Origin of the sequence: Burkholderia sp. AU45251, from assembly GCF_030482905.1 — a bacterium.
GTDB classification, from domain to species: Bacteria; Pseudomonadota; Gammaproteobacteria; order Burkholderiales; family Burkholderiaceae; genus Burkholderia; species Burkholderia aenigmatica.
Map to the genome: position 1 here is coordinate 28,265 of NZ_JAUJQH010000014.1, position 22,722 is coordinate 50,986.

The 22,722-nt window shown below is 65.5% G+C and carries 25 protein-coding genes; 17 read left to right on the forward strand and 8 right to left on the reverse strand.

Annotated elements, in window-relative coordinates; genetic code table 11:
- Positions 1–26 precede the first annotated feature (26 nt).
- From rfaD to cysM, 3 genes are all read left to right on the forward strand, one after another.
- Positions 27–1,019 carry an ADP-glyceromanno-heptose 6-epimerase gene (rfaD, locus tag QZM67_RS24590; RefSeq protein ID WP_043181867.1) on the forward strand — a complete coding sequence of 331 codons (993 nt, stop codon included), beginning with the start codon at positions 27–29 and terminating at the stop codon, positions 1,017–1,019.
- A 73-nt stretch (positions 1,020–1,092) separates the two neighbouring features.
- Positions 1,093–1,437, forward strand: a complete 345-nt coding sequence (locus tag QZM67_RS24595) for a helix-hairpin-helix domain-containing protein (protein ID WP_301807283.1) — start codon at positions 1,093–1,095, stop codon at positions 1,435–1,437.
- Positions 1,438–1,654: 217 nt separating this feature from the next.
- Positions 1,655–2,557: a cysteine synthase CysM gene (gene cysM, locus QZM67_RS24600; protein ID WP_301807284.1), complete on the forward strand. Its 903-nt coding sequence runs from the start codon at positions 1,655–1,657 to the stop codon at positions 2,555–2,557.
- Positions 2,558–2,635: 78 nt separating this feature from the next.
- Here the strand turns inward: cysM and mltB are convergent, their stop codons facing one another.
- The gene (mltB, locus tag QZM67_RS24605; protein ID WP_301807286.1) at positions 2,636–3,967 is read right to left on the reverse strand and encodes a lytic murein transglycosylase B; all 1,332 of its coding nucleotides are present in this window, start codon (positions 3,965–3,967) and stop codon (positions 2,636–2,638) included.
- A gap of 43 nt (positions 3,968–4,010) precedes the next feature.
- Here mltB and QZM67_RS24610 point away from each other — a divergent pair, with 43 nt between their 5' ends.
- A complete protein-coding gene (locus QZM67_RS24610) occupies positions 4,011–4,934 on the forward strand; it encodes a histone deacetylase family protein (RefSeq protein WP_043181873.1) in 924 nt (307 codons plus the stop codon).
- A gap of 25 nt (positions 4,935–4,959) precedes the next feature.
- On the opposite strand, the gene QZM67_RS24615 is transcribed toward QZM67_RS24610, so the two are convergent.
- Positions 4,960–5,880 carry an alpha/beta hydrolase gene (locus QZM67_RS24615; protein ID WP_301807288.1) on the reverse strand — a complete coding sequence of 307 codons (921 nt, stop codon included), beginning with the start codon at positions 5,878–5,880 and terminating at the stop codon, positions 4,960–4,962.
- A gap of 217 nt (positions 5,881–6,097) precedes the next feature.
- On the opposite strand from QZM67_RS24615, the gene QZM67_RS24620 reads away from it, so the two are divergent.
- The 5 genes from QZM67_RS24620 to QZM67_RS24640 all read left to right on the forward strand — a co-directional run bounded on the left by QZM67_RS24620 (position 6,098) and on the right by QZM67_RS24640 (position 10,529).
- The gene (locus QZM67_RS24620) at positions 6,098–7,132 is read left to right on the forward strand and encodes a methionine ABC transporter ATP-binding protein (RefSeq protein ID WP_089439505.1); all 1,035 of its coding nucleotides are present in this window, start codon (positions 6,098–6,100) and stop codon (positions 7,130–7,132) included.
- The gene (locus QZM67_RS24625; RefSeq protein ID WP_301807296.1) at positions 7,122–7,775 is read left to right on the forward strand and encodes a methionine ABC transporter permease; all 654 of its coding nucleotides are present in this window, start codon (positions 7,122–7,124) and stop codon (positions 7,773–7,775) included. The genes QZM67_RS24620 and QZM67_RS24625 overlap by 11 nt, the downstream gene beginning before the upstream one ends.
- 29 nt (positions 7,776–7,804) lie before the next feature.
- A complete protein-coding gene (locus tag QZM67_RS24630) occupies positions 7,805–8,599 on the forward strand; it encodes a MetQ/NlpA family ABC transporter substrate-binding protein (RefSeq protein WP_043181879.1) in 795 nt (264 codons plus the stop codon).
- A 228-nt stretch (positions 8,600–8,827) separates the two neighbouring features.
- A complete protein-coding gene (locus tag QZM67_RS24635) occupies positions 8,828–9,577 on the forward strand; it encodes an electron transfer flavoprotein subunit beta/FixA family protein (RefSeq protein WP_301807298.1) in 750 nt (249 codons plus the stop codon).
- Positions 9,578–9,593: 16 nt separating this feature from the next.
- A complete protein-coding gene (locus QZM67_RS24640; protein ID WP_301807300.1) occupies positions 9,594–10,529 on the forward strand; it encodes an electron transfer flavoprotein subunit alpha/FixB family protein in 936 nt (311 codons plus the stop codon).
- A gap of 272 nt (positions 10,530–10,801) precedes the next feature.
- Here QZM67_RS24640 and QZM67_RS24645 read toward each other — a convergent pair whose 3' ends face one another.
- Positions 10,802–12,088, reverse strand: coding sequence for a D-amino acid dehydrogenase (locus QZM67_RS24645; protein WP_043181884.1), 1,287 nt, complete (start codon positions 12,086–12,088; stop codon positions 10,802–10,804).
- A gap of 145 nt (positions 12,089–12,233) precedes the next feature.
- On the opposite strand from QZM67_RS24645, the gene QZM67_RS24650 reads away from it, so the two are divergent.
- Both QZM67_RS24650 and QZM67_RS24655 read left to right on the forward strand, forming a co-directional pair.
- Positions 12,234–12,722 carry an Lrp/AsnC ligand binding domain-containing protein gene (locus QZM67_RS24650; protein ID WP_011351353.1) on the forward strand — a complete coding sequence of 163 codons (489 nt, stop codon included), beginning with the start codon at positions 12,234–12,236 and terminating at the stop codon, positions 12,720–12,722.
- A 90-nt stretch (positions 12,723–12,812) separates the two neighbouring features.
- Positions 12,813–14,000 (forward strand): PA0069 family radical SAM protein, encoded by a 1,188-nt coding sequence (locus tag QZM67_RS24655; RefSeq protein ID WP_301807302.1) that lies wholly within the window; start codon positions 12,813–12,815, stop codon positions 13,998–14,000.
- Positions 14,001–14,049: 49 nt separating this feature from the next.
- Here the strand turns inward: QZM67_RS24655 and QZM67_RS24660 are convergent, their stop codons facing one another.
- Together QZM67_RS24660 and QZM67_RS24665 are read right to left on the reverse strand one after the other, a co-directional pair.
- A complete protein-coding gene (locus QZM67_RS24660; protein WP_089450672.1) occupies positions 14,050–14,517 on the reverse strand; it encodes an NINE protein in 468 nt (155 codons plus the stop codon).
- Between the two features lie 109 nt (positions 14,518–14,626).
- Positions 14,627–15,766: a sorbosone dehydrogenase family protein gene (locus tag QZM67_RS24665; RefSeq protein ID WP_301807304.1), complete on the reverse strand. Its 1,140-nt coding sequence runs from the start codon at positions 15,764–15,766 to the stop codon at positions 14,627–14,629.
- A 153-nt stretch (positions 15,767–15,919) separates the two neighbouring features.
- On the opposite strand from QZM67_RS24665, the gene rpsP reads away from it, so the two are divergent.
- The 6 genes from rpsP (at position 15,920) to QZM67_RS24695 (ending at position 20,048) form a co-directional block, all read left to right on the forward strand.
- Positions 15,920–16,174: a 30S ribosomal protein S16 gene (gene rpsP, locus QZM67_RS24670; RefSeq protein WP_006476550.1), complete on the forward strand. Its 255-nt coding sequence runs from the start codon at positions 15,920–15,922 to the stop codon at positions 16,172–16,174.
- A 42-nt stretch (positions 16,175–16,216) separates the two neighbouring features.
- Positions 16,217–16,894 (forward strand): ribosome maturation factor RimM, encoded by a 678-nt coding sequence (gene rimM / locus QZM67_RS24675; RefSeq protein WP_301807306.1) that lies wholly within the window; start codon positions 16,217–16,219, stop codon positions 16,892–16,894.
- 1 nt (position 16,895) lies between these two features.
- A complete protein-coding gene (gene trmD, locus QZM67_RS24680; RefSeq protein WP_043181891.1) occupies positions 16,896–17,690 on the forward strand; it encodes a tRNA (guanosine(37)-N1)-methyltransferase TrmD in 795 nt (264 codons plus the stop codon).
- Between the two features lie 133 nt (positions 17,691–17,823).
- Positions 17,824–18,216 (forward strand): 50S ribosomal protein L19, encoded by a 393-nt coding sequence (gene rplS, locus QZM67_RS24685; RefSeq protein ID WP_089450137.1) that lies wholly within the window; start codon positions 17,824–17,826, stop codon positions 18,214–18,216.
- A gap of 87 nt (positions 18,217–18,303) precedes the next feature.
- Positions 18,304–18,990, forward strand: coding sequence for a CoA pyrophosphatase (locus QZM67_RS24690; RefSeq protein WP_175023142.1), 687 nt, complete (start codon positions 18,304–18,306; stop codon positions 18,988–18,990).
- Positions 18,991–19,109: 119 nt separating this feature from the next.
- On the forward strand, positions 19,110–20,048 hold the full coding sequence (locus tag QZM67_RS24695; RefSeq protein ID WP_043181898.1) for a CobD/CbiB family protein: 939 nt from the start codon (positions 19,110–19,112) through the stop codon (positions 20,046–20,048).
- A gap of 63 nt (positions 20,049–20,111) precedes the next feature.
- On the opposite strand, the gene QZM67_RS24700 is transcribed toward QZM67_RS24695, so the two are convergent.
- The 3 genes from QZM67_RS24700 to QZM67_RS24710 form a co-directional block, all read right to left on the reverse strand.
- Entirely contained in the window at positions 20,112–20,429 is a 318-nt protein-coding gene (locus tag QZM67_RS24700; protein ID WP_301807307.1) for a DUF2007 domain-containing protein, read from the reverse strand.
- Positions 20,430–20,495: 66 nt separating this feature from the next.
- Complete coding sequence (rsgA, locus tag QZM67_RS24705) at positions 20,496–21,437, reverse strand: ribosome small subunit-dependent GTPase A (protein ID WP_175023144.1); 942 nt, start codon at positions 21,435–21,437, stop codon at positions 20,496–20,498.
- Positions 21,434–22,693, reverse strand: a complete 1,260-nt coding sequence (locus QZM67_RS24710; RefSeq protein ID WP_301807310.1) for a M48 family metallopeptidase — start codon at positions 22,691–22,693, stop codon at positions 21,434–21,436. Before QZM67_RS24710 ends, rsgA begins: the two co-directional genes overlap by 4 nt.
- Between the last annotated feature and the right edge of the window lie 29 nt (positions 22,694–22,722).

Here is a 22,722-nt window from a genome sequence, read left to right on the forward strand (position 1 = left end):
GCTCGCACTTTTCAGGCAGGACGATCATGACCCTCATCGTCACCGGCGCAGCCGGTTTTATCGGCGCGAACATCGTCAACGCGCTCAACGCGCGCGGCGAGACGCGCATCATCGCCGTCGACAACCTGACGCGCGCGGACAAGTTCCGGAATCTCGTCGATTGCGAGATCGACGACTATCTGGACAAGACGGAATTCGTCGAGCGTTTCGCTCGCGGCGATTTCGGCAAGGTACGCGCGGTGTTTCACGAAGGCGCCTGTTCGGACACGATGGAAACTGACGGCCGCTACATGATGGACAACAACTTCCGCTACAGCCGCGCGGTGCTCGACACCTGCCTCGCACAGGGCACGCAGTTCCTGTATGCGTCGTCGGCGGCGATCTACGGCGGCTCGACGCGTTTCGTCGAGGAGCGTGACGTCGAGGCGCCGCTGAACGTCTACGGCTATTCGAAGTTCCTGTTCGACCAGGTGATCCGTCGCGTGCTGCCGAGCGCGAAGAGCCAGATCGCCGGTTTCCGCTATTTCAACGTGTACGGCCCGCGCGAGACGCACAAGGGGCGCATGGCGTCGGTTGCGTTCCACAACTTCAACCAGTTCCGCGCGGAAGGCAAGGTGAAGCTGTTCGGCGAGTACAACGGTTATGCGCCGGGCGAGCAGACGCGCGACTTCGTGTCGGTCGAGGACGTGACGAAGGTGAACCTGTTCTTCTTCGATCATCCGGAGAAGTCGGGCATCTTCAACCTCGGCACCGGCCGCGCGCAGCCGTTCAACGATATCGCGTCGTCGGTCGTGAATACGTTGCGCGCGCTCGACAACCTGCCGCCGCTGACGCTCGCGCAGCAGGTCGAACAGGGGCTGATCGAATACGTGCCGTTCCCCGATGCGTTGCGCGGCAAGTACCAGTGCTTCACGCAGGCCGACCAGACGAAGCTGCGCACGGCCGGTTACGACGCGCCGTTCCTGACCGTGCAGGAAGGTGTCGACCGCTACGTGCGTTGGCTATCCGGCCAGGTTTAAGCGGAAGCGTTGCATCGATAGACTGGGTCTCACGGTCGGCAGCCGCCGGCCGTATTCATCGGAGATCCAGCACATGATCAGGAAATGGTTGGTCGCAGCGGCAATGCTCGGTACGATCGCGTCGGCTTGGGCGGCCGTCGATGTCAACACCGCGAACGAGGATGGGCTCGTCGGCATCAAGGGCATCGGCCCGGCACGGGCAAAGGCGATTCTCGATGAACGCGGCGCACGCGGTCCGTTCAGGAATGCGGACGATCTCGCATCACGCGTGAAAGGCATGGGCGGCCATACCGTCGAGCGGCTTCAGCAGGAAGGCCTGACGATAGGGGCGGCCAGCACCGGTGCCGCGCTGCCGGCCGCGGGCAAGCCGGCGGCCGGCAAGCCCGCGGCTGCGCCCGCCCGCACCGCGCAGAAGTAACACGTCGCGCGAAGTCGACAACGAGCTCCTTCAGTCGCCGTCGTTGCGACGGCTTCCCGCGGCATGCCGCGGGTTTTTTGCGTGGGCACGGTGTACGCGGCGGCCACGCGTCGCGCGGCAGGCGTATTCCATCGTCGCAATGGGGTTGCCGGCGCGGGCAGCGGCGCTGGTGGTTTACAATCGATTGATTGATCGGCCTCGTACTCACGGTATATCCATGGCTTACAAAACTATCGAAGACACGATCGGCAATACGCCGCTCGTCCAACTGGTCCGCTTGCCGGACGACGAGATTCGCGCGCGCAACAACGTGGTGCTCGCGAAGCTCGAAGGCAACAATCCGGCCGGCTCCGTGAAGGATCGTCCGGCACTGTCGATGATCAGCAAGGCCGAGGCGCGCGGGCGCATCAAGCCGGGCGATACGCTGATCGAGGCGACGAGCGGCAACACGGGTATCGCACTCGCGATGGCTGCGGCGATCCGCGGCTACAAGATGGTGCTGATCATGCCGGAGGACCTGTCGGTCGAGCGCCGCCAGAGCATGGCCGCCTACGGTGCCGAAATCATCCTGACGCCGGTGAAGGGCGGGATGGAGCTGGCACGTGATCTCGCGGACCAGATGCAGCGCGAAGGCAAGGGCGTGATCCTCGACCAGTTCGCGAACCCCGACAATCCGATCGCGCACTACGAAGCGACGGGCCCGGAAATCTGGCGCGATACCGAAGGGCGCATCACGCACTTCGTGTCGGCCATGGGCACGACGGGCACGATCATGGGCACGTCGCGCTATCTGAAGGAACAGAATCCGGCGATCGAGATCGTCGGGGCGCAGCCGGAAGACGGTTCGCGCATTCCGGGCATCCGCAAGTGGCCGGAAGCGTACATGCCGACCATTTTCGATCGCAGCCGCGTCGACCGCGTCGAGAACGTGAGCCAGGCCGCGGCGGAAACGATGGCGCGCCGGCTCGCGTCGGTCGAAGGCATCTTCGCGGGCATTTCGTCCGGTGGCGCATGCGAAGTCGCGATGCGCATCGCGCGTCAGGTCGAGAATGCGACGATCGTGTTCATCGTCTGCGATCGCGGCGACCGCTACCTGTCCACGGGCGTGTTTCCCGCCTGACCGCGGGCAAGCGTGCGCAGGGCACGTGCAATAAAAAAGCGCCGCTTGTGCGGCGCTTTTTCTTTGGGCAGGCGGTGCTTACTGCGACTGCGTTTCGGTGGCGCTCGGCTGAAGTGCGCCGCTCGCTTCCATCTGTGCCTTCACGGCCTCGCCAAGCTGGTACACGGTGAGCGCGTAGAAAAAGCTGCGGTTGTAGCGCGTCAGCACGTAGAAGTTCTTGAGCCCGAGCATGTACTCGGTCGCACGGCCCGGCGACGGCAGGTCGACGACCGTCACGGGCGTACCGGCTTCGGTCGTGATGTTGACCGTCGGCTCGTTCAGCGTCATGCCCGCGCGCAGCAGTTGCGACAGCGCCCAGTGCGGTTCGGGCTGGCCGTCGGCGGCGGCCTGTGCGATCCCCAGGCTGCCCGTATCGGGCGTGATCTGCCAGACCACCGGGCGATCGGTTTCCCAGCCGTGCTGCTTCAGGTAGTTCGCGACGCTGCCGATCGCATCGACAGGACTGCTGCGCAGGTCGACATGGCCCGTGCCGTCGAAGTCGACCGCATATTCGCGGATGCTGCTCGGCAGGAACTGCGGAATACCGATCGCGCCCGTATACGAGCCGAGCACGGTGGTCGGGTCGAGCTGGTTGTCGCGCGTCCAGACCAGGAAATCCTCGAGGTTCTTGCGGAACGTCGCCTGGCGGCTGTCGCGGTTCGGCGTGTCCGGATAGTCGAACGTGAGCGTCGTCAGCGCGTCGAGCACACGGAAATTGCCCATGTAGCGGCCGTAGATCGTCTCGACGCCGATGATGCCGACGATCACCTCGGGCGGCACGCCGAATTGCTCGGACGCGCGCTGCAGCGTTGCCTGGTTCGCCTTCCAGAATTTCACGCCCGCATTGATGCGGATCGGCTCGATGAAGCGCGAGCGATAGACGCGCCAGTTCTTGACCGTCGGCGACGGGGCTGGCCTCACGAGCTTGACGGCCGTCGCCGAATAGCTGATGCGCGAGAACAGCGCGTGCAGGCTGGTGGAGTCGAAGCCGTTGCGGCTCACCATCTCGTCGATGAACGCGTCGACCTTCGCGTTGTTCGCGTAACGCTGCGGAACGATTTCCTCTTCGAAGGTCTGGCCTTGCTGCGGCTGGGCCTGTGCGACGAGCTTGCCCGCGGACTTCGCGGGTTGCGTCTGCGCGCCGGCGGGCGCGGCGCCGAGGGCCGCGACCACGGCGGCCGCAACGAGCGGGACGCGAACACGGAACAGCGCGGAGAGAAGGGCGGCAGGCTTGCTGGAATTCATGTCGAAGCGGGCGGACAGGGCGATTGGGTTCGGCGCAGTATACCCGACGGATCCGGCGCGCCGGGGCGTGGCGGGCCCCCGTTGTGGTAAGTTAGCGGCGAATTCGCGGCAGACGATGGACATCATTGATGGAGACCTGCGGCGCATCGTGCGCCGCGGATGACAGCTTATGGCAACCGCTTTCTATACGCACCCCGACTGCATGCTGCACGAGATGGGGGAATGGCATCCGGAATGTCCGGCCCGCCTGTCGGCGATCCAGGATCAGCTGATCGCGAGCCGCATCGACGACCTGATCGTGCACGAAACCGCACCGTTCGCGAGCGAGGTGGCGCTGGGCCGGGTGCATACGCAGGCGCACATCGACTACATCCGGAGCATGACGCCGGTCGATGGCTACGTCGAGGTCGATCCCGATACGCTGATGAACCGCGATACGTGGCGCGCTGCGCTGCGCGCGGCTGGCGCGGCGATCGCGGCGACCGACGCGGTGATCGAAGGCCGCTATGCCAATGCGTTCTGCGGCGTGCGTCCGCCCGGCCACCATGCGGAGCCTGCGCGTGCGATGGGTTTCTGCTTCTTCAACAACGTCGCGATTGCCGCGCGGCATGCGCTCGACGTACACGGTCTCGAGCGTGTTGCGATCATCGATTTCGACGTGCATCACGGCAACGGTACCGAGGCCGCATTCGCGAACGACGAGCGGGTGCTGATGTGCAGCTTCTTCCAGCATCCGCTGTACCCGTTCTCGGGCGTCGATCACCAGGCGCCGAACATGGTCAACCTGCCGATGCCCGCGCGCAGCAACGGGATGGCGATCCGCGAGGCCGTCGACATGTTCTGGCTGCCGCGCCTCGATGCGTTCAAGCCGCAGATGCTGTTCGTGTCGGCGGGTTTCGATGCGCATCGCGAGGATGACATCGGCAACCTCGGCCTCGTCGAAGCCGACTTCGAATGGCTGACCGCGCAGATCGTCGACGTGGCGCGCCGGCATGCACAGGGCCGCATCGTGAGTTGCCTCGAAGGCGGCTACAACCTGTCCGCGCTCGGGCGCAGCGTCGTCGCTCACCTGCGCGTGCTGGCCGGCATCTGATGATCGATCGACCGGCCGGGCGCGCTCAGCGCGCCGGCACGCGCGCGTGAATCCACGCGATCAGCGCGTCGATCACGCGGTCGCGTTCGAGATCATTCATCGTTTCGTGAAAGCCGCCTTCGTATAGCGTCAGCGTCCGATCGGGCGAGCCGACGCGCGCACCGAACGCGCGGCTGCCGTCGGGCTCGGTCAGCTTGTCCTCGGTGCCGTGATAGACGAGCACCGGAACGCGCAGCCCACCGCGGCCGCTTTCGATGCGCGCCATCGCGTCGAGAATTTCCGCGCCGGTGCGCGCGGGTACCGCGCCGTGATGCACGAGCGGATCGGCGCGGTTGGCCGCGACGATGGCCGGGTCGCGCGACAGCAGCGCTGCATCGATCTTGATCGCGGGGAAGGTCGGCCAGACGCGGCTGATGACGCGGCTCACCGCGAGCATCCAGCGTGGCACGTCGCGCCCCGGCGCGAGCGCCGGGCTCGACAGCACGAGGCCCGTCAGTGCTTGACCGCGTGCCGGCGCGCGTTCGATCGCGTACAGCGCCGCGACCGCGCCGCCCATGCTGTGCCCCATCAGGAACAGCGGCGAATTGCCGCGCGCGGCTTCAGCGACCAGCGCATCCGCGTCGTTCAGGTAGCCGTCGAAGCGCTCGACCCACGCGCGCTTGCCGGGCGACTGGCCGTGCCCGCGCAGATCGATCGCGAGCACGTCGATGCCGGCCGTGTTCAACCGACTGGCGAGCGCGGCATAGCGGCCCGCGTGTTCGGCAAGGCCGTGCACGAGCGCGATCGTCGCGCGGGGCGGCGTGGTGCCGTCGCCGGCCGGCCAGCGGTACGACGCCAGTTCGAGCCCGTCAGCGGTACGCAGCCGGCCCATGGTCGGCGCGGGCGACGCCGAAGGCGCCGGTCCGGCGGTGGCGGGTGCGGCGGCCGGCGTGGTGGTGGCGGTCATCTGGCGTGTCCCCTGTTCGTTGGCATGTGTTCCGGGATCATAGTCGCGGCATTCCTGCGGCGGGCCAGCGGCGCTCCTCTAATTTCGTGTAGTTATGAAAAGATCGAAATCGATTATTAAGGGGAATGAGGGGTTTGCGGTAAAATCGACGGTTATTCCAGATGCATCGGCGGCCGACTGGCGGGCCAACTCGCCGGCCGGCCGCCGTTTTGTTTACATGATCGAATTACGCAATCTTTCGCAGCGATTTCCCGGGCCGGGCGGCTGGGTCGAGGCGCTGCGCAACATCAACCTGACGATCCCGCAGGGCGAGGTGTTCGGCATCATCGGCCGAAGCGGCGCAGGCAAGAGCACGCTCGTGCGCACCATCAACCTGCTCACGCGGCCGACCGAAGGCAATGTCGTCGTCGGCGGGCGCGATCTCACGCTGCTGCCGGCTGGCGCACTGCGCGAGGCGCGCCGCGAGATCGGCATGATTTTCCAGCACTTCAACCTGCTGTCATCGCGCACGGTGTTCGACAACGTCGCACTGCCGCTCGAGTTGGCCGGCGCAAGCCGTGCCGAGATCGAGGCCGCCGTGCTGCCGCTGCTCGACCTCGTCGGGCTGTCCGCGCAGAAGGATCGCTATCCGTCGCAGATCAGCGGCGGGCAGAAGCAGCGCGTCGGTATCGCACGCGCGCTCGCGAGCCAGCCGAAGGTGCTGCTGTCGGACGAAGCGACGTCCGCGCTCGATCCCGAGACCACGCGCTCGATCCTCGACCTGCTGAAGCGCATCAACCGTGAGCTTGGCCTGACGATCGTGCTGATCACGCACCAGATGGAAGTGATCAAGCAGGTGTGCGATCGCGTCGCGGTGCTCGATGCGGGGCGCGTGGTCGAGGAAGGCCGTGTGATCGACGTGTTCCTGCAGCCGCATCACGAAGTGACGCGCGCGCTGATTGGCGACGTGATCGCACAGGAGCTGCCGCCCGCGCTGAAGGCGCGTGTGGCCGAGCGGCTGAAGACGGGCAGCGGGCATCTGCTGCGGCTCGCGTTCACGGGCTCGGGGGTCGACCAGCCGATCCTGTCGGAGACGATCCGCCGGTACGAGCTCGATTTCAACATCCTGCACGGCCAGATCGACGAGATCCAGGGGCAGGCATTCGGTTCGCTCGCGGTGCTCGCGGGCGGCGAGCCGGGCAAGGTCGGGCAGGCACTCGCGTTTCTGCGCGAGCAAGGTGTGGTGGTAGAGGAGCTTTCGTATGTTGAGTGAGATGTTCGATATGTTCGTGCAGTCGTTCTGGGAGACGCTGATCATGGTCGGCATCTCCGGGGTGGTTGGCGCGCTCGTCGGCCTGCCGCTCGGCGTGCTGCTCTACCTGACCGACCGTCAGGGCGTGCTGCAGAACCTCGCTGTGAATCGTGTGCTCGGCGGCATCGTGAATGCCGTCCGCTCGACGCCGTTCATCATCCTGCTGGTCGCGGTGATTCCGTTTACGCGGCTCATCACGGGTTCGTCGATCGGCACGGCCGCGGCGGTCGTGCCGCTGACGCTCGCGGCCGCGCCGTTCGTCGCGCGTCTCGTCGAGACGGCGTTGCGCGAAGTCGACCGCGGGCTGATCGAGGCTGCGCAATCGATGGGCGCGACCACGTCGCAGATCGTCTTCAAGGTGCTGCTGCCCGAATCGCTGCCGGGCGTCGTCGCGGGCCTGACGATCACGTTCGTGTCGCTGGTCGGCTATTCGGCGATGGCGGGCGCGATCGGTGGCGGCGGCCTCGGCGATCTCGGGATCCGCTACGGCTACCAGCGCTATCTGCCCGAAGTGATGTGGACGGTGGTCGCGATCCTGATCGTGTTCGTGCAGATCGTGCAGTCGTTCGGCGACTGGCTCGTCCGCCGGCTGAGCCACAAGTAAAACAAGACCGATTGGTCAGGAGACACTCGATGCAACGACGCTTCATGCTGAAATTCGCGGTGGCACTGGGCGCGGCCGCGCTGTTCGCGGGCGCGCACGCACAGGCCGAAACCATCAAGGTGGGGGTGACGGGCGGGCCGCACGCGCAGATCATGGAAGCGGTGAAGAAGGTCGCCGCGAAGAGCGGCCTCGAGATCCGCATCGTCGAATTCTCCGATTACGTGCAGCCGAACGCCGCGCTTGCGTCGGGCGACCTCGATGCGAACAGCTACCAGCACGATCCGTATCTGCAGGCGCAGGTGAAGGACCGCGGCTACAAGCTGATCAAGGTCGCGGATACCGTCACGTTCCCGATGGGCATCTATTCGAAGCGTGTGAAATCGCTGGCCGAACTGAAGCCGGGCGCGCGTATCGCGGTCCCGAACGATCCGACCAACGGCGGCCGTGCGCTGCTGTTGCTGCAAAAGCAGGGCCTGCTGAAGCTGCGCGCGGACGCGGGGCTGAAGGCGACGCCGCTCGATATCGTCGACAATCCGCGCAAGCTGAAGATCGTCGAACTCGATGCGGCGCAGATTCCGCGCTCGCTCGGCGACGTCGACGCGGCCGCGATCAACACCAACTACGCGATGGAAGCGGGGTTGAAACCGAAACAGGACGCGATCGCGATCGAAGGGCCGAACGGCCCGTACGCGAACATCCTGGCGATCCGCGAGGCGGACCGGAACAAGCCGTGGGTCGCGAAACTGGTCGCGGCCTATCATTCGGCCGATGTGAAGCAGTTCATCGAAGGCAAGTTCGGCGGAGCGGTCATTGCCGCCTGGTAACGGGCGAAGCAACGGGCGCCCGGCGAGATTAGAGTCGATGATCGAAAACCCGGGCTTTGCGTCCGGGTTTTTTCTCTTTTAAAATAGAACGACCGTTCGCTATCATTGGCGCGTCGCCAAGAAGCGGTATCCTCGACAACCACGAAGGTTGGGTCCGCTTGGCCGCGCAGTCATGAGGCCTCGCTATAGAATGGCCTCTGGTCGTATTCGTAACTTTGGAGCGTGTGCATGAAAATCCTGGTGCCAGTGAAAAGAGTGGTCGATTACAACGTGAAGGTCCGCGTGAAGTCGGACAACACGGGTGTCGACATTGCGAACGTGAAGATGTCGATGAACCCGTTCGACGAAATCGCGGTTGAAGAAGCGGTGCGCCTGAAGGAAGCGGGCGTGGCGACCGAAGTGATCGCCGTGTCGGTGGGCGTCGCGCAAGCGCAGGAAACGCTGCGTACGGCGCTGGCGATCGGCGCGGATCGCGCGATCCTGGTCGAGTCGACCGACAGCGTCGAGCCGCTGGCCGTCGCGAAGATCCTGAAGGCGCTGGTCGACAAGGAGCAGCCGCAACTGGTGATCCTCGGCAAGCAGGCGATCGACGACGATTCGAACCAGACGGGCCAGATGCTGGCTGCGCTGGCAAGCCTGCCGCAAGCGACGTTTGCGTCGAAGGTCACGGTGGCCGACGGTAAGGCAACGGTCGCACGCGAAGTCGACGGCGGCGCGGAAACGCTGTCGCTGACGCTGCCGGCGGTGATCACCACCGACCTGCGCCTGAACGAGCCGCGCTACGTGACGCTGCCGAACATCATGAAGGCGAAGAAGAAGCCGCTGGAAACCGTGAAGCCGGAAGACCTGGGCGTGGACGTTGCGCCGCGTCTGAAGACGCTGAAGGTGGTCGAGCCGCCGAAGCGCGCAGCCGGCGTGAAGGTGCCGGACGTGAAGACGCTGGTCGAGAAGCTGAAGACCGAAGCCAAGGTGCTGTAAGAGGGAGCGGAAAGAAATGACGATTCTGGTGATTGCAGAACACGACAACGCGTCGATCAAGGCCGCGACGCTGAACACGGTGGCGGCGGCAGCGAAGATTGGCGGCGACATCCACGTGCTGGTCGCGGGACACAACGCGCAAGCGGCAGCGGATGCAGCAGCGAAGATCGCAGGTGTGTCGAAGGTACTCCTGGCCGACGCGCCGCAACTCGAAGCGGGCCTCGCGGAAAACGTCGAAGCGACGGCGCTGAACATCGCGAAGGACTACTCGCACATCCTCGCGCCGGCGACGGCCTACGGCAAGAACATTGCGCCGCGTATCGCCGCGAAGCTGGACGTCGCGCAGATCTCGGACATCACGGCGGTCGATTCGGCCGACACGTTCGAGCGCCCGATCTACGCGGGTAACGCGATCGCGACGGTGCAGTCGAGCGACCCGATCAAGGTGATCACGGTGCGCGCGACGGGTTTCGATCCGGTGGCAGCGGAAGGCGGCAGCGCGACGGTCGAGAAGATCGAAGCGGCAGCCGACGCTGGCAAGTCGCAATTCGTGAGCCGTGAAGTGACGAAGCTGGACCGTCCGGAACTGACGAGCGCGAAGATCATCGTGTCGGGCGGCCGTGGCCTGGGCAGCGGCGAGAACTACACGAAGGTGCTGGAGCCGCTGGCAGACAAGCTGTCGGCAGCCCTGGGCGCATCGCGCGCGGCAGTCGACGCGGGCTACGTGCCGAACGACTACCAGGTCGGCCAGACCGGCAAGATCGTCGCACCGCAGCTGTACATCGCGGTCGGCATCTCGGGTGCGATCCAGCATCTGGCCGGCATGAAGGATTCGAAGGTGATCGTCGCGATCAACAAGGATCCGGAAGCACCGATCTTCAGCGTGGCCGACTACGGCCTCGTCGGCGATCTGTTCGCGCTCGTGCCGGAGCTCGTGGCCGAGCTCGGCTGACGCAGTGTGATGCTTCGGTAAGCACACGAGAAGAGGGGCGCGACGAGCGCCCCTTTTTTTCGCCATCGACAGAAGAGAGAGGCGACGCACCATGAGCTATCACGCCCCCGTCAAGGACATGCTGTTGTCGGCACGAAGGGCAGCGAGGGCGTGCTCGTGTTGACGGAAGATCAGTTCTGATCGGCTGACGGTTCGATGAAATGAAAAAGGCGCTCCCAGGGGCGCCTTTTTTTCGATGCCGGCTAGCCCGCATGGCTGCGGGCGGCGTCGGCTTAGGCGTATGCCGGGCGCGTCTGGCCGGCCACGTCCTTCAGGTAGCGATGCACCGACAGGTCGTCGGCCTGGATCGCGGGCATCTTGCCCGAGATCAGGTCTGCGAGCAGCTGGCCCGAGCCGCACGACATCGTCCAGCCGAGCGTGCCGTGGCCGGTGTTCAGGAACAGGTTCGACACCGGCGTGCGGCCGACGATCGGCGTGCCGTCCGGCGTCATCGGGCGCAGGCCCGTCCAGAACGTTGCCTTCGACGTGTCGCCGCCACCCGGGAACAGGTCGTTCACGCACATCTCGAGCGTTTCGCGGCGCGCGGCGCGCAGATTTTTGTCGAAGCCGACGATTTCCGCCATGCCGCCGACGCGGATGCGCTGGTCGAAACGCGTGATCGCGATCTTGTAGGTCTCGTCGAGCACGGTCGACACGGGCGCGGCTGCTGCGTTGACGATCGGCGCGGTGATCGAATAGCCCTTCAGCGGATAGACGGGGATCTTCATCAGGTTCGAGATGAAGCTGGTCGAGTACGACCCGAGCGCGACGACGTACGCGTCCGCGCGCACCGTCTCGCTGCCGCACTGCACGCCGGCGATCTTGCCGCCCGCGATCGCGAGCGCATCGATCGGCGTGTTGTAGCGGAACTTCACGCCGAGCGATTCCGCGAGCGCTGCGAGGCGCGTCGTGAACAGCTGGCAGTCGCCCGTTTCGTCACCCGGCAGGCGCAGGCCGCCCGTCAGCTTGTGCGAGACGGCGGCGAGTGCCGGTTCGGCTTGCTTCAGATCGGCCGGCGACAACAGTTCGAACGGCACGTTCGCTTCCTGCAGGACGGCGATGTCCTTCGCCGCGCCGTCGAGTTGCTGCTGCGTGCGGAACAGCTGCAGCGTGCCGCCCGTGCGGCCTTCGTACTGGATGCCGGTATCGGCGCGCAGTGCCTGCAGGCAGTCGCGGCTGTATTCGGCGAGGCGGACCATGCGGCCCTTGTTGACTGCATAGCGCTCGGCCGTGCAGTTGCGCAGCATCTGGTACATCCATTGGAGCTGGAAGCGCGTGCCGTCGAGGCGGATTGCGAGCGGCGCGTGCTTTTCGAACATCCACTTGACGGCCTTCAGCGGCACGCCGGGCGCGGCCCACGGCGCGGCATAGCCAGGGGAGATCTGGCCTGCGTTCGCGAAGCTCGTCTCGAGTGCCGGGCCGGCCTCCCGGTCGATCACCGTGACTTCATGACCGGCGCGCGCGAGGTAATACGCGCTTGCCACGCCCACCACACCGCTGCCCAGAATGACGACTCGCATAGCTGCTCCAGATGGAAGGGACCAGATCGAGGCCGGGCGCACCTGCGTCTCCGTGTAACCTCTAGCTGATCTAGTTTTTTGCGCTATGGTATTGTCGAATGTGTAGGTTTTGTTATCGTATTTTTCAGGTTTTCAGCATAAACAAATGAGAACGCAACGTCAGCCAGTACGCTCGCTCGACAAGCTCGACCGGCGCATCCTGAAACTGCTCCAGGACGACGGCCGGATGGCGATGAAAGACCTCGCGGAACAGGTCGGACTGACCGTCACGCCGTGCATCGAGCGTGTGCGACGCATGGAGCGCGACGGCGTGATCACCGGCTATCACGCCCGTGTCGATCCGCACCAGCTCGATGCCGCGCTGCTGGTGTTCGTCGAGATCACGCTCGGCCACAAGGGCGGCAACATGTTCGAACAATTCCGCCGGGAAGTGATGAAGATCGACGAGGTGCTGGAATGCCATCTCGTGTCCGGCGACTTCGACTACCTGATCAAGGCACGGATCGGCGAGATGGCCGACTACCGGAAGCTGCTCGGCGACATCCTGCTGCAGTTGCCCGGCGCCGTGCAGTCGAAGAGCTATGTCGTGATGGAAGAAATCAAGGAGACGCTGACGATCGCGGTGGGCGACTGACGCGCCTGCCGCAGGCCGTCGAGCCCTTTATCCCACCCTTGGCATGCTGCGCCCAATACTGTATAAATGTACAGTATTGGGCGCAGGTAAATGAGTGGGCACATGGACGATCGATCCGACAACGAATTTCCGGTAGCGCCGCCCGTGCCCCGCAAGGGGCGCGGCGCGGTCGACAACCTGCAGGGGCGATACGAGATCGCGCAGCGCGAAGCGGTCGATGACGGCTGGACGCACGAGTCGGACGATACCGATTTTCCCGCGCCGTTGCGCACGCAGGTATTCGAGGAGCGCGCGAAGAGCATCCTGACGCACAACCAGTCGCCCGACATCCCATTCAGCGTATCGCTCAATCCATATCGCGGCTGCGAGCACGGCTGCATCTACTGCTTCGCGCGGCCGACGCACAGTTATCTCGGCCTGTCGCCGGGGCTCGATTTCGAAAGCCGTATCTATGCGAAGGTCAATGCGGCCGAACTGCTCGAGCGCGAGATTTCGCGCAAGCGCTACGTGCCGGAGCCGATCGCGCTCGGCGTCAACACCGACGCCTATCAGCCGGTCGAGCGCGACCTGCGCATCACGCGCAGCGTGATCCAGGTGATGCACGATCGCGGGTTGCCGTTCGCTGCGATCACGAAGTCGTCGCTGATCGAGCGCGATCTCGACCTGCTCGCGCCGATGGCCGAACGCGGGCAGGTGATGGCGGCGGTCACGATCACGACGCTCGATGCCGATCTCGCGCGCACGCTCGAGCCGCGCGCCGCGACGCCGGCGCGACGGTTACGTACGATCCGTGCGCTGAGCGAGGCGGGCGTGCCGGTCGGCGTGAGCATTGCCCCGATGATTCCGTTCGTCACCGAGCCCGACATGGAGCGCGTGCTCGAGGCGTGCGCGGAAGCCGGCGCAACGTATGCGAGCTACATCATCCTGAGGCTGCCGTGGGAAGTCGCGCCGCTGTTCAAGAACTGGCTTGCCGCGCATTTTCCCGACCGTGCGGAGCGCGTGATGAACCGCGTGCGCGACATGCGCGGCGGGAAAGACTACGACTCGGATTTCTCGAAACGGATGAAGGGCGAGGGGATCTGGGCCGACCTGCTGCGGCAGCGCTTCCGCCAGGCCGTCAAGCGGCTCGGGCTGAACGAGCGCACGAACGGCATTCTCGATCTGTCGCAGTTTCGCGGTGCGCCGGTTGCCGCGGCGCCGGTGCCGCACGTTGCGGTTCGTTCGGCCGGCACGCGGTCGAACCAGTCGCGCGACGACATGCAATTGAACCTGTTCTGACCGGCGCGCCAAGCCGACGCGGGGTGCCGGTGGAGCGCGTTCGTTGCGCTTACTGCGAAATCTGCTTGGCCGCTTCGACCTGCGACTCGAAATACGTCTGGAACGACAGCGCGAGGGCGGTCATCAGCAGGAACGCGCCAATCAGCAGCGAGAAGATCACCACGAAGATCACGGTCCATCCCGACTTGCTGTGCTTGCCCGTCTCCGCGTTGAATTGCGCGTCCCATTTTTCGTCGGGGCGCAGCCCATAGACGAGCGCGGCGAGGAACGCCGCCAGCAGCGAGATTGCGCCGGGTACCGCGAGCCACCAGCCGAGGCTGGCGCTGCGCTGGGTCGCGGCGAGCAAGAGGAAGCCCGGAATGCCGACGATCGTCGCGAGCAGGTGCGCCCAGCCGTATACGTCGCGAAAGCCATATAGATAGAAGCGGTGCGCGCCGAGCGAGCCGAACAGGAACGCGAGGGCGGCGGTGAGCGTCTTGGAGCGAAAGCGGCGGGACGATGCGGTGCTGCTGGACATGGATGGCGGCGTATTGTCGTTGGCATGGGCGGCCGGCGGGCCGGCGCGGGCGCGCGGCCCGGCACGCATTCTACGATGCCCGGTCGGGCCCGGTCACCCCTGTCCTGCGTCAAGGTGCCGCATAGGTCACGCGGTAGATTGCGCCCGCATAGTCGTCGCTGACGAGCAGCGAGCCGTCCGGCAGCGGCAGCACGTCGGCCGGGCGTCCCCATACCGTGCCGTCGGACCGCAGCCAGCCCGTGACGAACGGGGTCTGGCGCGCCTGGCTGCCGTCCGCCGAGACGACGACGCGCATCACGCGGTAGCCAACCTTCGCGCTGCGATTCCACGAGCCGTGTTCGGCGATGAACACGTTATTGCGATACGACGCTGGAAACATCGGCCCCGTATAGAAGCGCATACCGAGTGCCGCGACGTGCGCACCGAGTTTCAATACGGGCGGCACATAGCGGCGGCATACGTCGGCGCTGCCGAATTCGGGGTCGGGCGTGTCGCCGCCATGACAGTATGGGAAGCCGAAGTCGAGGCCGGCCCGCGGGGCGCGGTTCAGCTTGTCGTCGGGCACGTCGTCGCCCATCATGTCGCGCCCGTTGTCGGTAAACCACAGCTCGCCCGAATCGGGGTGCCACGCAAAGCCGACCGTATTGCGTACGCCGCGGGCGACGACCTCGCTCCCGCTGCCGTCCGTCTTCATGCGTGCGATGATCGCGTAGCGGCTGCGATCGGCGAGACAGACGTTGCACGGTGCGCCGGTTGGCACGTACAGCTTGCCGTCGGGCCCGAACGCGATGAATTTCCAGCCGTGATGGTGCTCGGACGGCAGCGCGTCGGTGACGACGGTGGGGGCGGGTGGTGCGGCGAGCCGGTCGTCGATATGATCGAGACGCAGGATGCGCGATACGGCGGATATATAGAGTGCGCCGCCACGGTAGGCGACGCCGACGGGCATGTCGAGCCCGGACGCGATCACGTAGCGGGCGCTGATCCGGCCCTCGTGCATCACGAACGCATGCACGCGGCCTTCCCGCGTGCCGACATACAGGATGCCGCGCGGCGACCATGCCATTTCGCGGGCGGTCGGTACCGCGTCGGTCAGCACTTCTATGTGGAAGCCGGGCGGGACGACGAGTTGGTCCACCGGCAACGGCGCGGCAAACGCCAGTGCGGACGCGAGGCAGGCAAGGCCGGCAAGCAGCGCCGCGAAACGGTGCTGCGCGCGGCGCGTCGAGGCGGCGCGAAGGGGCGGCATGACGGTGTGGAACGTCCCGGACACGACGATTGTATGCCCGGCGGACAGGCCTCCCACGGATTTTTTACGCGTAAGTGTTTGTTGTACCTCTGATTTCCGGCTATAATCGCGTGTTTCAGTAGTTTCGAACCCGGTTTTCCCGAAGGACATCATATGGTTATCATCCGTCTGGCTCGTGGCGGCTCGAAGAAGCGCCCGTTCTACAACATCGTTGCTACCGATTCGCGTAACCGTCGTGACGGCCGCTTCATCGAGCGCGTCGGCTTCTACAACCCGGTCGCTACGAAGGGCGAATCGCTGCGTATCGCTCAGGATCGCCTGACGTACTGGCAAGGCGTTGGCGCACAACTGTCGCCGACCGTTCAGCGTCTCGTGAAGGAAGCGCAAAAGGCGCAACCGGCTGCCTAACGTGGCACGGTGTGCCGGTCGTGCCGGCTGTAAGGAGCATTGATGGCGGGTCACGATTCCGGTAATGCAAGGCGCGGGCGTGCGTCGTTTGGCGCATTCGTCCGCAAGCCGGTCGAGCGCGACGCTGTCGCGAACGCCGGTCAGGCTGCCGAGCAGGGCAGTCTCGAAGTGGCACAAGCCTGGCCCGACGATGCCGTCGAGGTCGGGGCGGTGGTCGACGCCTATGGCCTGAAGGGTTGGGTCAAGGTGGCGACGCATGCCGACGCCGGTCGCGGCGGCGATGCGCTGCTCAACGCGCGCCGCTGGTGGCTGGAACGCGGTGCGGAGCGGCTTTCCGTCCGCATCATGCAGTCGAAGACGCACAGCGACACCGTCGTTGCGCAACCCGCGGGCGTCTGCGACCGCGATGCCGCGCTGGCTATGCGTGGCTTTCGCGTGTTCGTGCGCCGGGAAGATTTCCCGGCATTGGCCGCGGACGAATTCTATTGGGTCGACCTGATCGGTCTCGACGTCGTCAACGAGCAATCGGTGGCACTCGGGAAGGTGAGCGGGATGATCGACAATGGCGTGCATTCGATCATGCGTGTCGAATATCCGGCGACCGGCAAAGACGGTCAGCCGACCACCGATGAGCGGTTGATTCCGTTCGTCGGCGTATACGTCAAAACGGTGGATCAGGCGGCGCGTCGCATCGTCGTCGACTGGGAAGCCGATTACTGAAATGAACCAGGTTACCGAGAGCGCGGTGCAGTTCGACGTCGTCACGCTCTTCCCCGAGATGTTTCGTGCACTGACCGACTGGGGGATCACCAGCCGGGCCGTCAAGCAAGGGCGCTTCGGGCTGCGCACCTGGAACCCGCGTGATTTCACGACGGACAACTACCGCACGGTCGACGATCGTCCGTACGGCGGTGGTCCGGGCATGGTGATGCTGGCCAGGCCGCTCGAAGCTGCGATCGATGCCGCGAAAGCGGCGCAGGCAGAACAGGGCATCGCGAGCACGCGTGTCGTGATGATGTCGCCGCAAGGGGCACCGCTCACGCACGATCGCGCGGTGCGGATGGCGCAGGAACCCGGTGTCGTCGTGCTGTGCGGCCGCTATGAAGCGATCGACCAGCGCCTGCTCGATCGTTGCGTCGACGAGGAAATCAGCCTCGGCGATTTCGTGCTGTCCGGCGGGGAATTGCCGGCGATGGCGATGATGGATGCCGTCGTGCGGTTGCTGCCCGGCGTGCTGAACGATTCACTGTCGGCCGTGCAGGACAGTTTTGCCGATGGCCTGCTCGATTGTCCGCATTACACGCGCCCCGAGGAATACGACGGCGTGCGTGTACCGGACGTGCTGCTCGGCGGGCATCATGCCGAGATCGAGCGGTGGCGGCGTCAGGAAGCATTGAGGAATACGCTGCGGAAGCGGCCGGACCTGATCGTCCGGGCGCGCCGCGAAAAGTTGTTGAGCCGGGCCGACGAGGCATGGCTTGCGAACCTCGCACGCGAAGCGAAAAACGCCTCCTGAGGCGGCTGCGCGAGCGGGAATTGGCGGTGCCGCGCATGCGTGTGCGGCGCCTGATGTGAATCCATCCTCTATCGGGGCCAGGCCTGGAAGCAGGCGGGTGCCAACGCCGACACGATGGCATAAGGAGTCAGTAATGAATCTGATCGCAAAACTTGAGCAGGAAGAAATCGAGCGCGCGCTCGCCGGCAAGACGATCCCCGACTTCGCCCCGGGCGATACGGTGATCGTGAACGTGAACGTGGTTGAAGGTAACCGCAAGCGCGTTCAGGCTTACGAAGGCGTCGTGATCGCGATTCGCAGCCGTGGTCTGAACTCGAACTTCATCGTCCGCAAGATCTCGTCGGGCGAAGGCGTCGAGCGTACGTTCCAGACGTACTCGCCGCTGCTGGCAAGCATCGTCGTGAAGCGTCGCGGTGATGTGCGTCGTGCGAAGCTGTACTACCTGCGCGAGCGTTCGGGCAAGTCGGCTCGTATCAAGGAAAAGCTGGTGTCGAAGGATCGCGCCGCAGCAGCTTCCCAAGAGTAAGAGCTGTAAGGAAAAAGCACCCACCCGGGTGCTTTTTTCATTCTGGCGCGACAATATGCTCGATACGACACGACCCCGAGAGCCCCATTGAATCGCCGCCCCATCATCGATCCCGAAGTCCTGCCGGTCGAAGGCACCGGTGCCGGCCTGCCGGCCATTGATTCCCGTCTGATGACGCCATCCGGCCTGCGTGACCGTTTCGCGCGCACGCTCGAATGGAGCGTCGAGCCCGACGAGGCGAGGCTGCAGGAGGGCGTCGATCCACGCAGCGCGGCCGTTCTCGTGCCGCTCGTCGTCCGCGAGTCCGGCCTTACCATGCTGCTGACCCAGCGCGCCGACCACCTGAACGACCACGCCGGACAGATCAGCTTCCCCGGCGGTCGTCGCGAACCGTTCGATCGCGATGCAACTGCCACCGCGTTGCGCGAGGCGAAGGAAGAGATCGGGCTGGCAGACGAGCGTGTCGAGATCCTCGGCGCGCTGCCCGACTACCTGACCGGCACGGGCTTCTGCGTGGCGCCGGTGGTCGGCCTCGTGCATCCACCGTTCACCGTGCAGGCCGACACGTTCGAAGTGGCCGAGATTTTCGAGGTGCCGCTCGCGTTCCTGATGAATCCCGCGAACCATCAGGTCCGTGTGTTCCGCTGGGAAGGCGGCGAGCGTCGTTTTTTTGCGATGCCCTATCCAAATGGCGAACCCGGCGGGCATTACTTCATCTGGGGCGCAACTGCCGGCATGTTGCGCAATCTGTACCGCTTCTTGGCCGCCGGCTGATGCCGCGCGCCGGCTGGCGCGCGCGGCCGGCAGCCGGGCGACCGCGCCGGCAATCATGCCAGGCTGACGCTGTGCTATCGTTATGCAAAAAATGACATAACTCCGAAGACGGCACACGCATGACTTTCTTCTCGGTTCTCCTCGCTCTCATCATCGAACAGGTCCGCGCGTTGTCGCCGAACAATCCGGTGTTCGCGCTGTTCCAGTTTCACGCGGAAACCGTCGCGCATGGTCTCGACGCAGGCAAGCAGAAGCATGGCATCCTCGCATGGCTCGCGGTCGTGCTGCCGTGGGTGCTGATCGTCGCGCTGATCTATTTCCTGCTGTACAAGGTGAGCTTCGTGCTCGCATTCATCTGGAACGTCGTCGTCGTGTACTTCACGCTCGGCTTCCGCCAGTTCAGCCACTACTTCACCGATATCCACCTCGCGCTCAACAACGACGACGTGCCGCGTGCGCGCGAAATCCTGCACGAGTGGACCGGCATCGACACGGTCGACATGCCGGTCGGCGAAATCGTCCGCCATACGCTGATTCATGCGGTCGTCGCGTCCCATCGCCACGTGTTCGGCGTGTTCTTCTGGTATGTGCTGCCGATCGGCCCGGCCGGTGCCGTGCTGTACCGGATCTCCGAATACCTCGCGCGCAGCTGGTCGACGCCGGGCGACGACCGCACGGCGGCCTTCTCGACGTTCGCGCAACGTGCGTTCTTCGTGATCGACTGGATTCCCGCGCGATTGACCGCGCTCGGCTTCGCGATCGTCGGCAATTTCGAGGACGCGATCTACGCGTGGCGCAACCACACGCGCCAGTGGCCCGATCCGAACGACGGCGTCCTGCTGGCCGCCGGCAGCGGAGCGCTCGGCGCACGCCTCGCGGGCCCGCTCGCGGAACCGTCGAGCCTCGATGCGCTGGCGGTCGGCGACAGCGGCCCGTTGACGGTCGGTGACGATTGCACGCCGCGTACGCTGCAATCCGCGGTTGGCCTTGTCTGGCGCGCAGTGATCCTGTGGATGATTCTGCTGCTGATGCTGACACTCGCCGTCTGGGTGTCGTGACGGGGCAGTGCGGTACCCGATGAAAGGCAAAAGGCCGGCTGATGCCGGCCTTTTTGCTGTGGGTCAGTCGTCGCGCGGGTCGCGTACGGCGCCGCATTGCCAGCATGCGGTGAACTGGGCTTCGAGCGCCTCGCCGCACTGCCGGCAGCGCCACGGCGCGGCATCGGCCGACGGACCGTGCGACGCGGCATCGAGGAGCCGGCGCGCGAGCGCGTCGTCGCGTTCGTCGTCGAGCCACAGCTCGGGCGTGCATGCGTCGGCGGGCAGGCCGCCGAGCGCGCCGGTCGCGTAGCAGTTATGCAGCTCGCAACCGATGCCGGCCACCTGAAGCACGTTGGCCCAATGCTGCGCCGTCGCGAGATCGGGTGCCTTGAAACGCATCGCGGCTCCTGTCGATGAAAGCCGGCCCGCATGGCACCGGCTGGCCGCCGCGCGCGTGCCGCGCGATCAGCGGACGATCTGGCTCGCCTCGTGCACGAGCTGCGCATAGAGCGCATGCCGCGACGGTGCGATGCGGCCGTCGGCGACGGCTTCGAGAATCGCGCAGCCGGGTTCGTGCAGGTGATGACAATTATAGAAACGGCAGTCGGCGAGCAGTGGCCGGAACTCCGGAAAGGCGCGCTCGAGACGGCCTTCCGTCAGATGGTAGAGACCGAATTCCTGGAAGCCCGGCGAATCGATCAGCGCGCCGCCGCCCTCCAATGGGTAGAGGCGCGTGAACGTCGTCGTGTGACGGCCGCTGTTGAGCGCGGCCGAAATCTCGCGCGTGGCGGCTTCGGCATCGGGAACGAGCAGGTTCACGAGCGTCGACTTGCCCATCCCGGACTGGCCGAGCAGGATCGTCGAATGCCCGGCGAGGTGCGGCATCAGCTGCGCGCGCGCGTCGTCGGGCGCGCCTTTCACCGACAGCTCGAGCACGTCGTAGCCGAGCGCGCGGTAGGGCGCGAGGCGCTCGCGCGCGACCGGCAGCGCGGCTTCGACGTCGATCTTGTTCAGCACGACGAGCGGCTTCAGCTGGTTCGCGTCGGCCGCGATCAGCGCGCGGCCGAGCAGGTCCTCGCTGAAATAGGGCTCGGTCGCGAGCACGATCAGCAACTGGTCGAGGTTGGCCGCGAACAGCTTCGACTTGAACTGGTCGGAGCGGTACAGCAGGTTGCGCCGTTCGCCGATCTCGACGATCACGCCCTGGTCGGCCGATGCGAGTTCGTACACGACGCGGTCGCCGACCGCGATATCGCTCTTCTTGCCGCGCGGGAAGCACTGCAGCATCGGGCCGCCGTCGTCGGGCGCGACGATGTAGTGGCGCCCGTGCGCCGCGATCACGCGGCCTTCGACCCGTTGCGCGTTCGACGCGCGCGGGGTCGGCTTGCGGGAAGTCGGGCGGCTCATGCGTGTTGCAGCAGGCGGTCGATCCGCTGCGACGCAGGCGGATGCGAGTAGTAGAAGGCCGTGTAGACGGGGTCGGGCGTCAACGTCGACGCGTTGTCCTCATAGAGCTTCACGAGTGCGCTGACGAGGTCCTGCGCGTCGGTCTGGCTGGCCGCGAAGGCATCGGCCTCGAATTCGTGCTTGCGCGACGTGAGGCTGCCGAACGGCGTCGCGAAGAACAGGAACACGGGAATCGCGAGGAAGAACAGCACGAGCGCGGCGCCCGCGTTGCTCGTGTCGAGCGACGGCGTGACGCCGAGCCCCGTGTAGAACCACGTGCGTTGCGCGAGCCAGCCGAGCAGCGCGAGCAGCACGAGGCTCAGCACGAACGACACGAGCATCCGCTTCATCACGTGGCGGCGCTTGAAATGGCCGAGTTCGTGTGCGAGCACGGCCTCGATTTCCTGGCCGGACAGGCGCGCGAGCAGCGTGTCGAAGAACACGATCCGCTTCGACGCGCCGAAGCCCGTGAAGTACGCGTTGCCGTGCGCGGAGCGGCGGCTGCCGTCCATCACGAACAGCCCCTTGGCCGCAAAGCCGCAGCGCTTCATCAGCGACTCGATGCGTGCGCGGAGCGCGTCGTCCTTCAGCGGCTCGAACTTGTTGAAGATCGGTGCGATGAAGGTCGGGTAGATCAGCAGCACGAGCATCTGGAACGCGACCCAGACGATCCAGGTCCACAGCCACCACAGGCTGCCGGCCTGGTTCATCAGCCACAGCACGACGAACAGCAGCGGCAGGCCGAGCGTGGCGCCGAGCAGCGAGTTTTTCAGCATGTCGGTGAAGAACAGCCGCTTCGTCATCCGGTTGAAGCCGAAGCGCTGTTCGATCCCGAACTGGCGGTAATACTCGAACGGGACGTCGATGACGCCCGTGATCGCGAGCACCGCAGCGACGAGCGCGACCTGCTGCCCGTAGCCGCGGCCGAGCCAGCCGGTGAGCAGCGTGTCGAGCGCGCCGACGCCGCCGAGCAGCGTGAGACCGATCAGCACGGCCGCGCTGACGACGATCTCGAGCATCGTCAGCCGGGTGCGCTCGACCGTGTAATCGGCCGCGCGCTGGTGGGCGGTCAGCGGGATGGTTGCGCTGAACTGCGCGGGCACGCCATTGCGGTGCGCCGCGACGAAGCGGATCTGCCGCGACGCGAGCCACAGCTTGGTGACGACCATCGCGAGCACGGCGAGCGCGAACAGCAGGGTGAACGAAAAGGGTGACATCGAAGGGGCCAAAGGGTTCTATGCGAGAA

What these genes read in the sequence shown, in the direction of transcription:
- QZM67_RS24700 (WP_301807307.1), bottom strand. Translation starts at nt 20,429, where the DNA reads ATGCGTTTCAAGGCACCCGATCTCGCGACGGCGCAGCATTGGGCCAAC.
- rfaD (WP_043181867.1), top strand. Translation starts at nt 27, where the DNA reads ATGACCCTCATCGTCACCGGCGCAGCCGGTTTTATCGGCGCGAACATC.
- rplS (WP_089450137.1), top strand. Translation starts at nt 17,824, where the DNA reads ATGAATCTGATCGCAAAACTTGAGCAGGAAGAAATCGAGCGCGCGCTC.
- QZM67_RS24620 (WP_089439505.1), top strand. Translation starts at nt 6,098, where the DNA reads ATGATCGAATTACGCAATCTTTCGCAGCGATTTCCCGGGCCGGGCGGC.
- cysM (WP_301807284.1), top strand. Translation starts at nt 1,655, where the DNA reads ATGGCTTACAAAACTATCGAAGACACGATCGGCAATACGCCGCTCGTC.
- QZM67_RS24635 (WP_301807298.1), top strand. Translation starts at nt 8,828, where the DNA reads ATGAAAATCCTGGTGCCAGTGAAAAGAGTGGTCGATTACAACGTGAAG.
- QZM67_RS24610 (WP_043181873.1), top strand. Translation starts at nt 4,011, where the DNA reads ATGGCAACCGCTTTCTATACGCACCCCGACTGCATGCTGCACGAGATG.
- QZM67_RS24655 (WP_301807302.1), top strand. Translation starts at nt 12,813, where the DNA reads ATGAGTGGGCACATGGACGATCGATCCGACAACGAATTTCCGGTAGCG.
- QZM67_RS24595 (WP_301807283.1), top strand. Translation starts at nt 1,093, where the DNA reads ATGATCAGGAAATGGTTGGTCGCAGCGGCAATGCTCGGTACGATCGCG.
- rsgA (WP_175023144.1), bottom strand. Translation starts at nt 21,437, where the DNA reads ATGAGCCGCCCGACTTCCCGCAAGCCGACCCCGCGCGCGTCGAACGCG.
- rimM (WP_301807306.1), top strand. Translation starts at nt 16,217, where the DNA reads ATGGCGGGTCACGATTCCGGTAATGCAAGGCGCGGGCGTGCGTCGTTT.
- QZM67_RS24615 (WP_301807288.1), bottom strand. Translation starts at nt 5,880, where the DNA reads ATGACCGCCACCACCACGCCGGCCGCCGCACCCGCCACCGCCGGACCG.
- QZM67_RS24710 (WP_301807310.1), bottom strand. Translation starts at nt 22,693, where the DNA reads ATGTCACCCTTTTCGTTCACCCTGCTGTTCGCGCTCGCCGTGCTCGCG.
- QZM67_RS24630 (WP_043181879.1), top strand. Translation starts at nt 7,805, where the DNA reads ATGCAACGACGCTTCATGCTGAAATTCGCGGTGGCACTGGGCGCGGCC.
- mltB (WP_301807286.1), bottom strand. Translation starts at nt 3,967, where the DNA reads ATGATGTCCATCGTCTGCCGCGAATTCGCCGCTAACTTACCACAACGG.
- QZM67_RS24665 (WP_301807304.1), bottom strand. Translation starts at nt 15,766, where the DNA reads ATGCCGCCCCTTCGCGCCGCCTCGACGCGCCGCGCGCAGCACCGTTTC.
- QZM67_RS24640 (WP_301807300.1), top strand. Translation starts at nt 9,594, where the DNA reads ATGACGATTCTGGTGATTGCAGAACACGACAACGCGTCGATCAAGGCC.
- rpsP (WP_006476550.1), top strand. Translation starts at nt 15,920, where the DNA reads ATGGTTATCATCCGTCTGGCTCGTGGCGGCTCGAAGAAGCGCCCGTTC.
- QZM67_RS24695 (WP_043181898.1), top strand. Translation starts at nt 19,110, where the DNA reads ATGACTTTCTTCTCGGTTCTCCTCGCTCTCATCATCGAACAGGTCCGC.
- QZM67_RS24650 (WP_011351353.1), top strand. Translation starts at nt 12,234, where the DNA reads ATGAGAACGCAACGTCAGCCAGTACGCTCGCTCGACAAGCTCGACCGG.
- trmD (WP_043181891.1), top strand. Translation starts at nt 16,896, where the DNA reads ATGAACCAGGTTACCGAGAGCGCGGTGCAGTTCGACGTCGTCACGCTC.
- QZM67_RS24625 (WP_301807296.1), top strand. Translation starts at nt 7,122, where the DNA reads ATGTTGAGTGAGATGTTCGATATGTTCGTGCAGTCGTTCTGGGAGACG.
- QZM67_RS24645 (WP_043181884.1), bottom strand. Translation starts at nt 12,088, where the DNA reads ATGCGAGTCGTCATTCTGGGCAGCGGTGTGGTGGGCGTGGCAAGCGCG.
- QZM67_RS24660 (WP_089450672.1), bottom strand. Translation starts at nt 14,517, where the DNA reads ATGTCCAGCAGCACCGCATCGTCCCGCCGCTTTCGCTCCAAGACGCTC.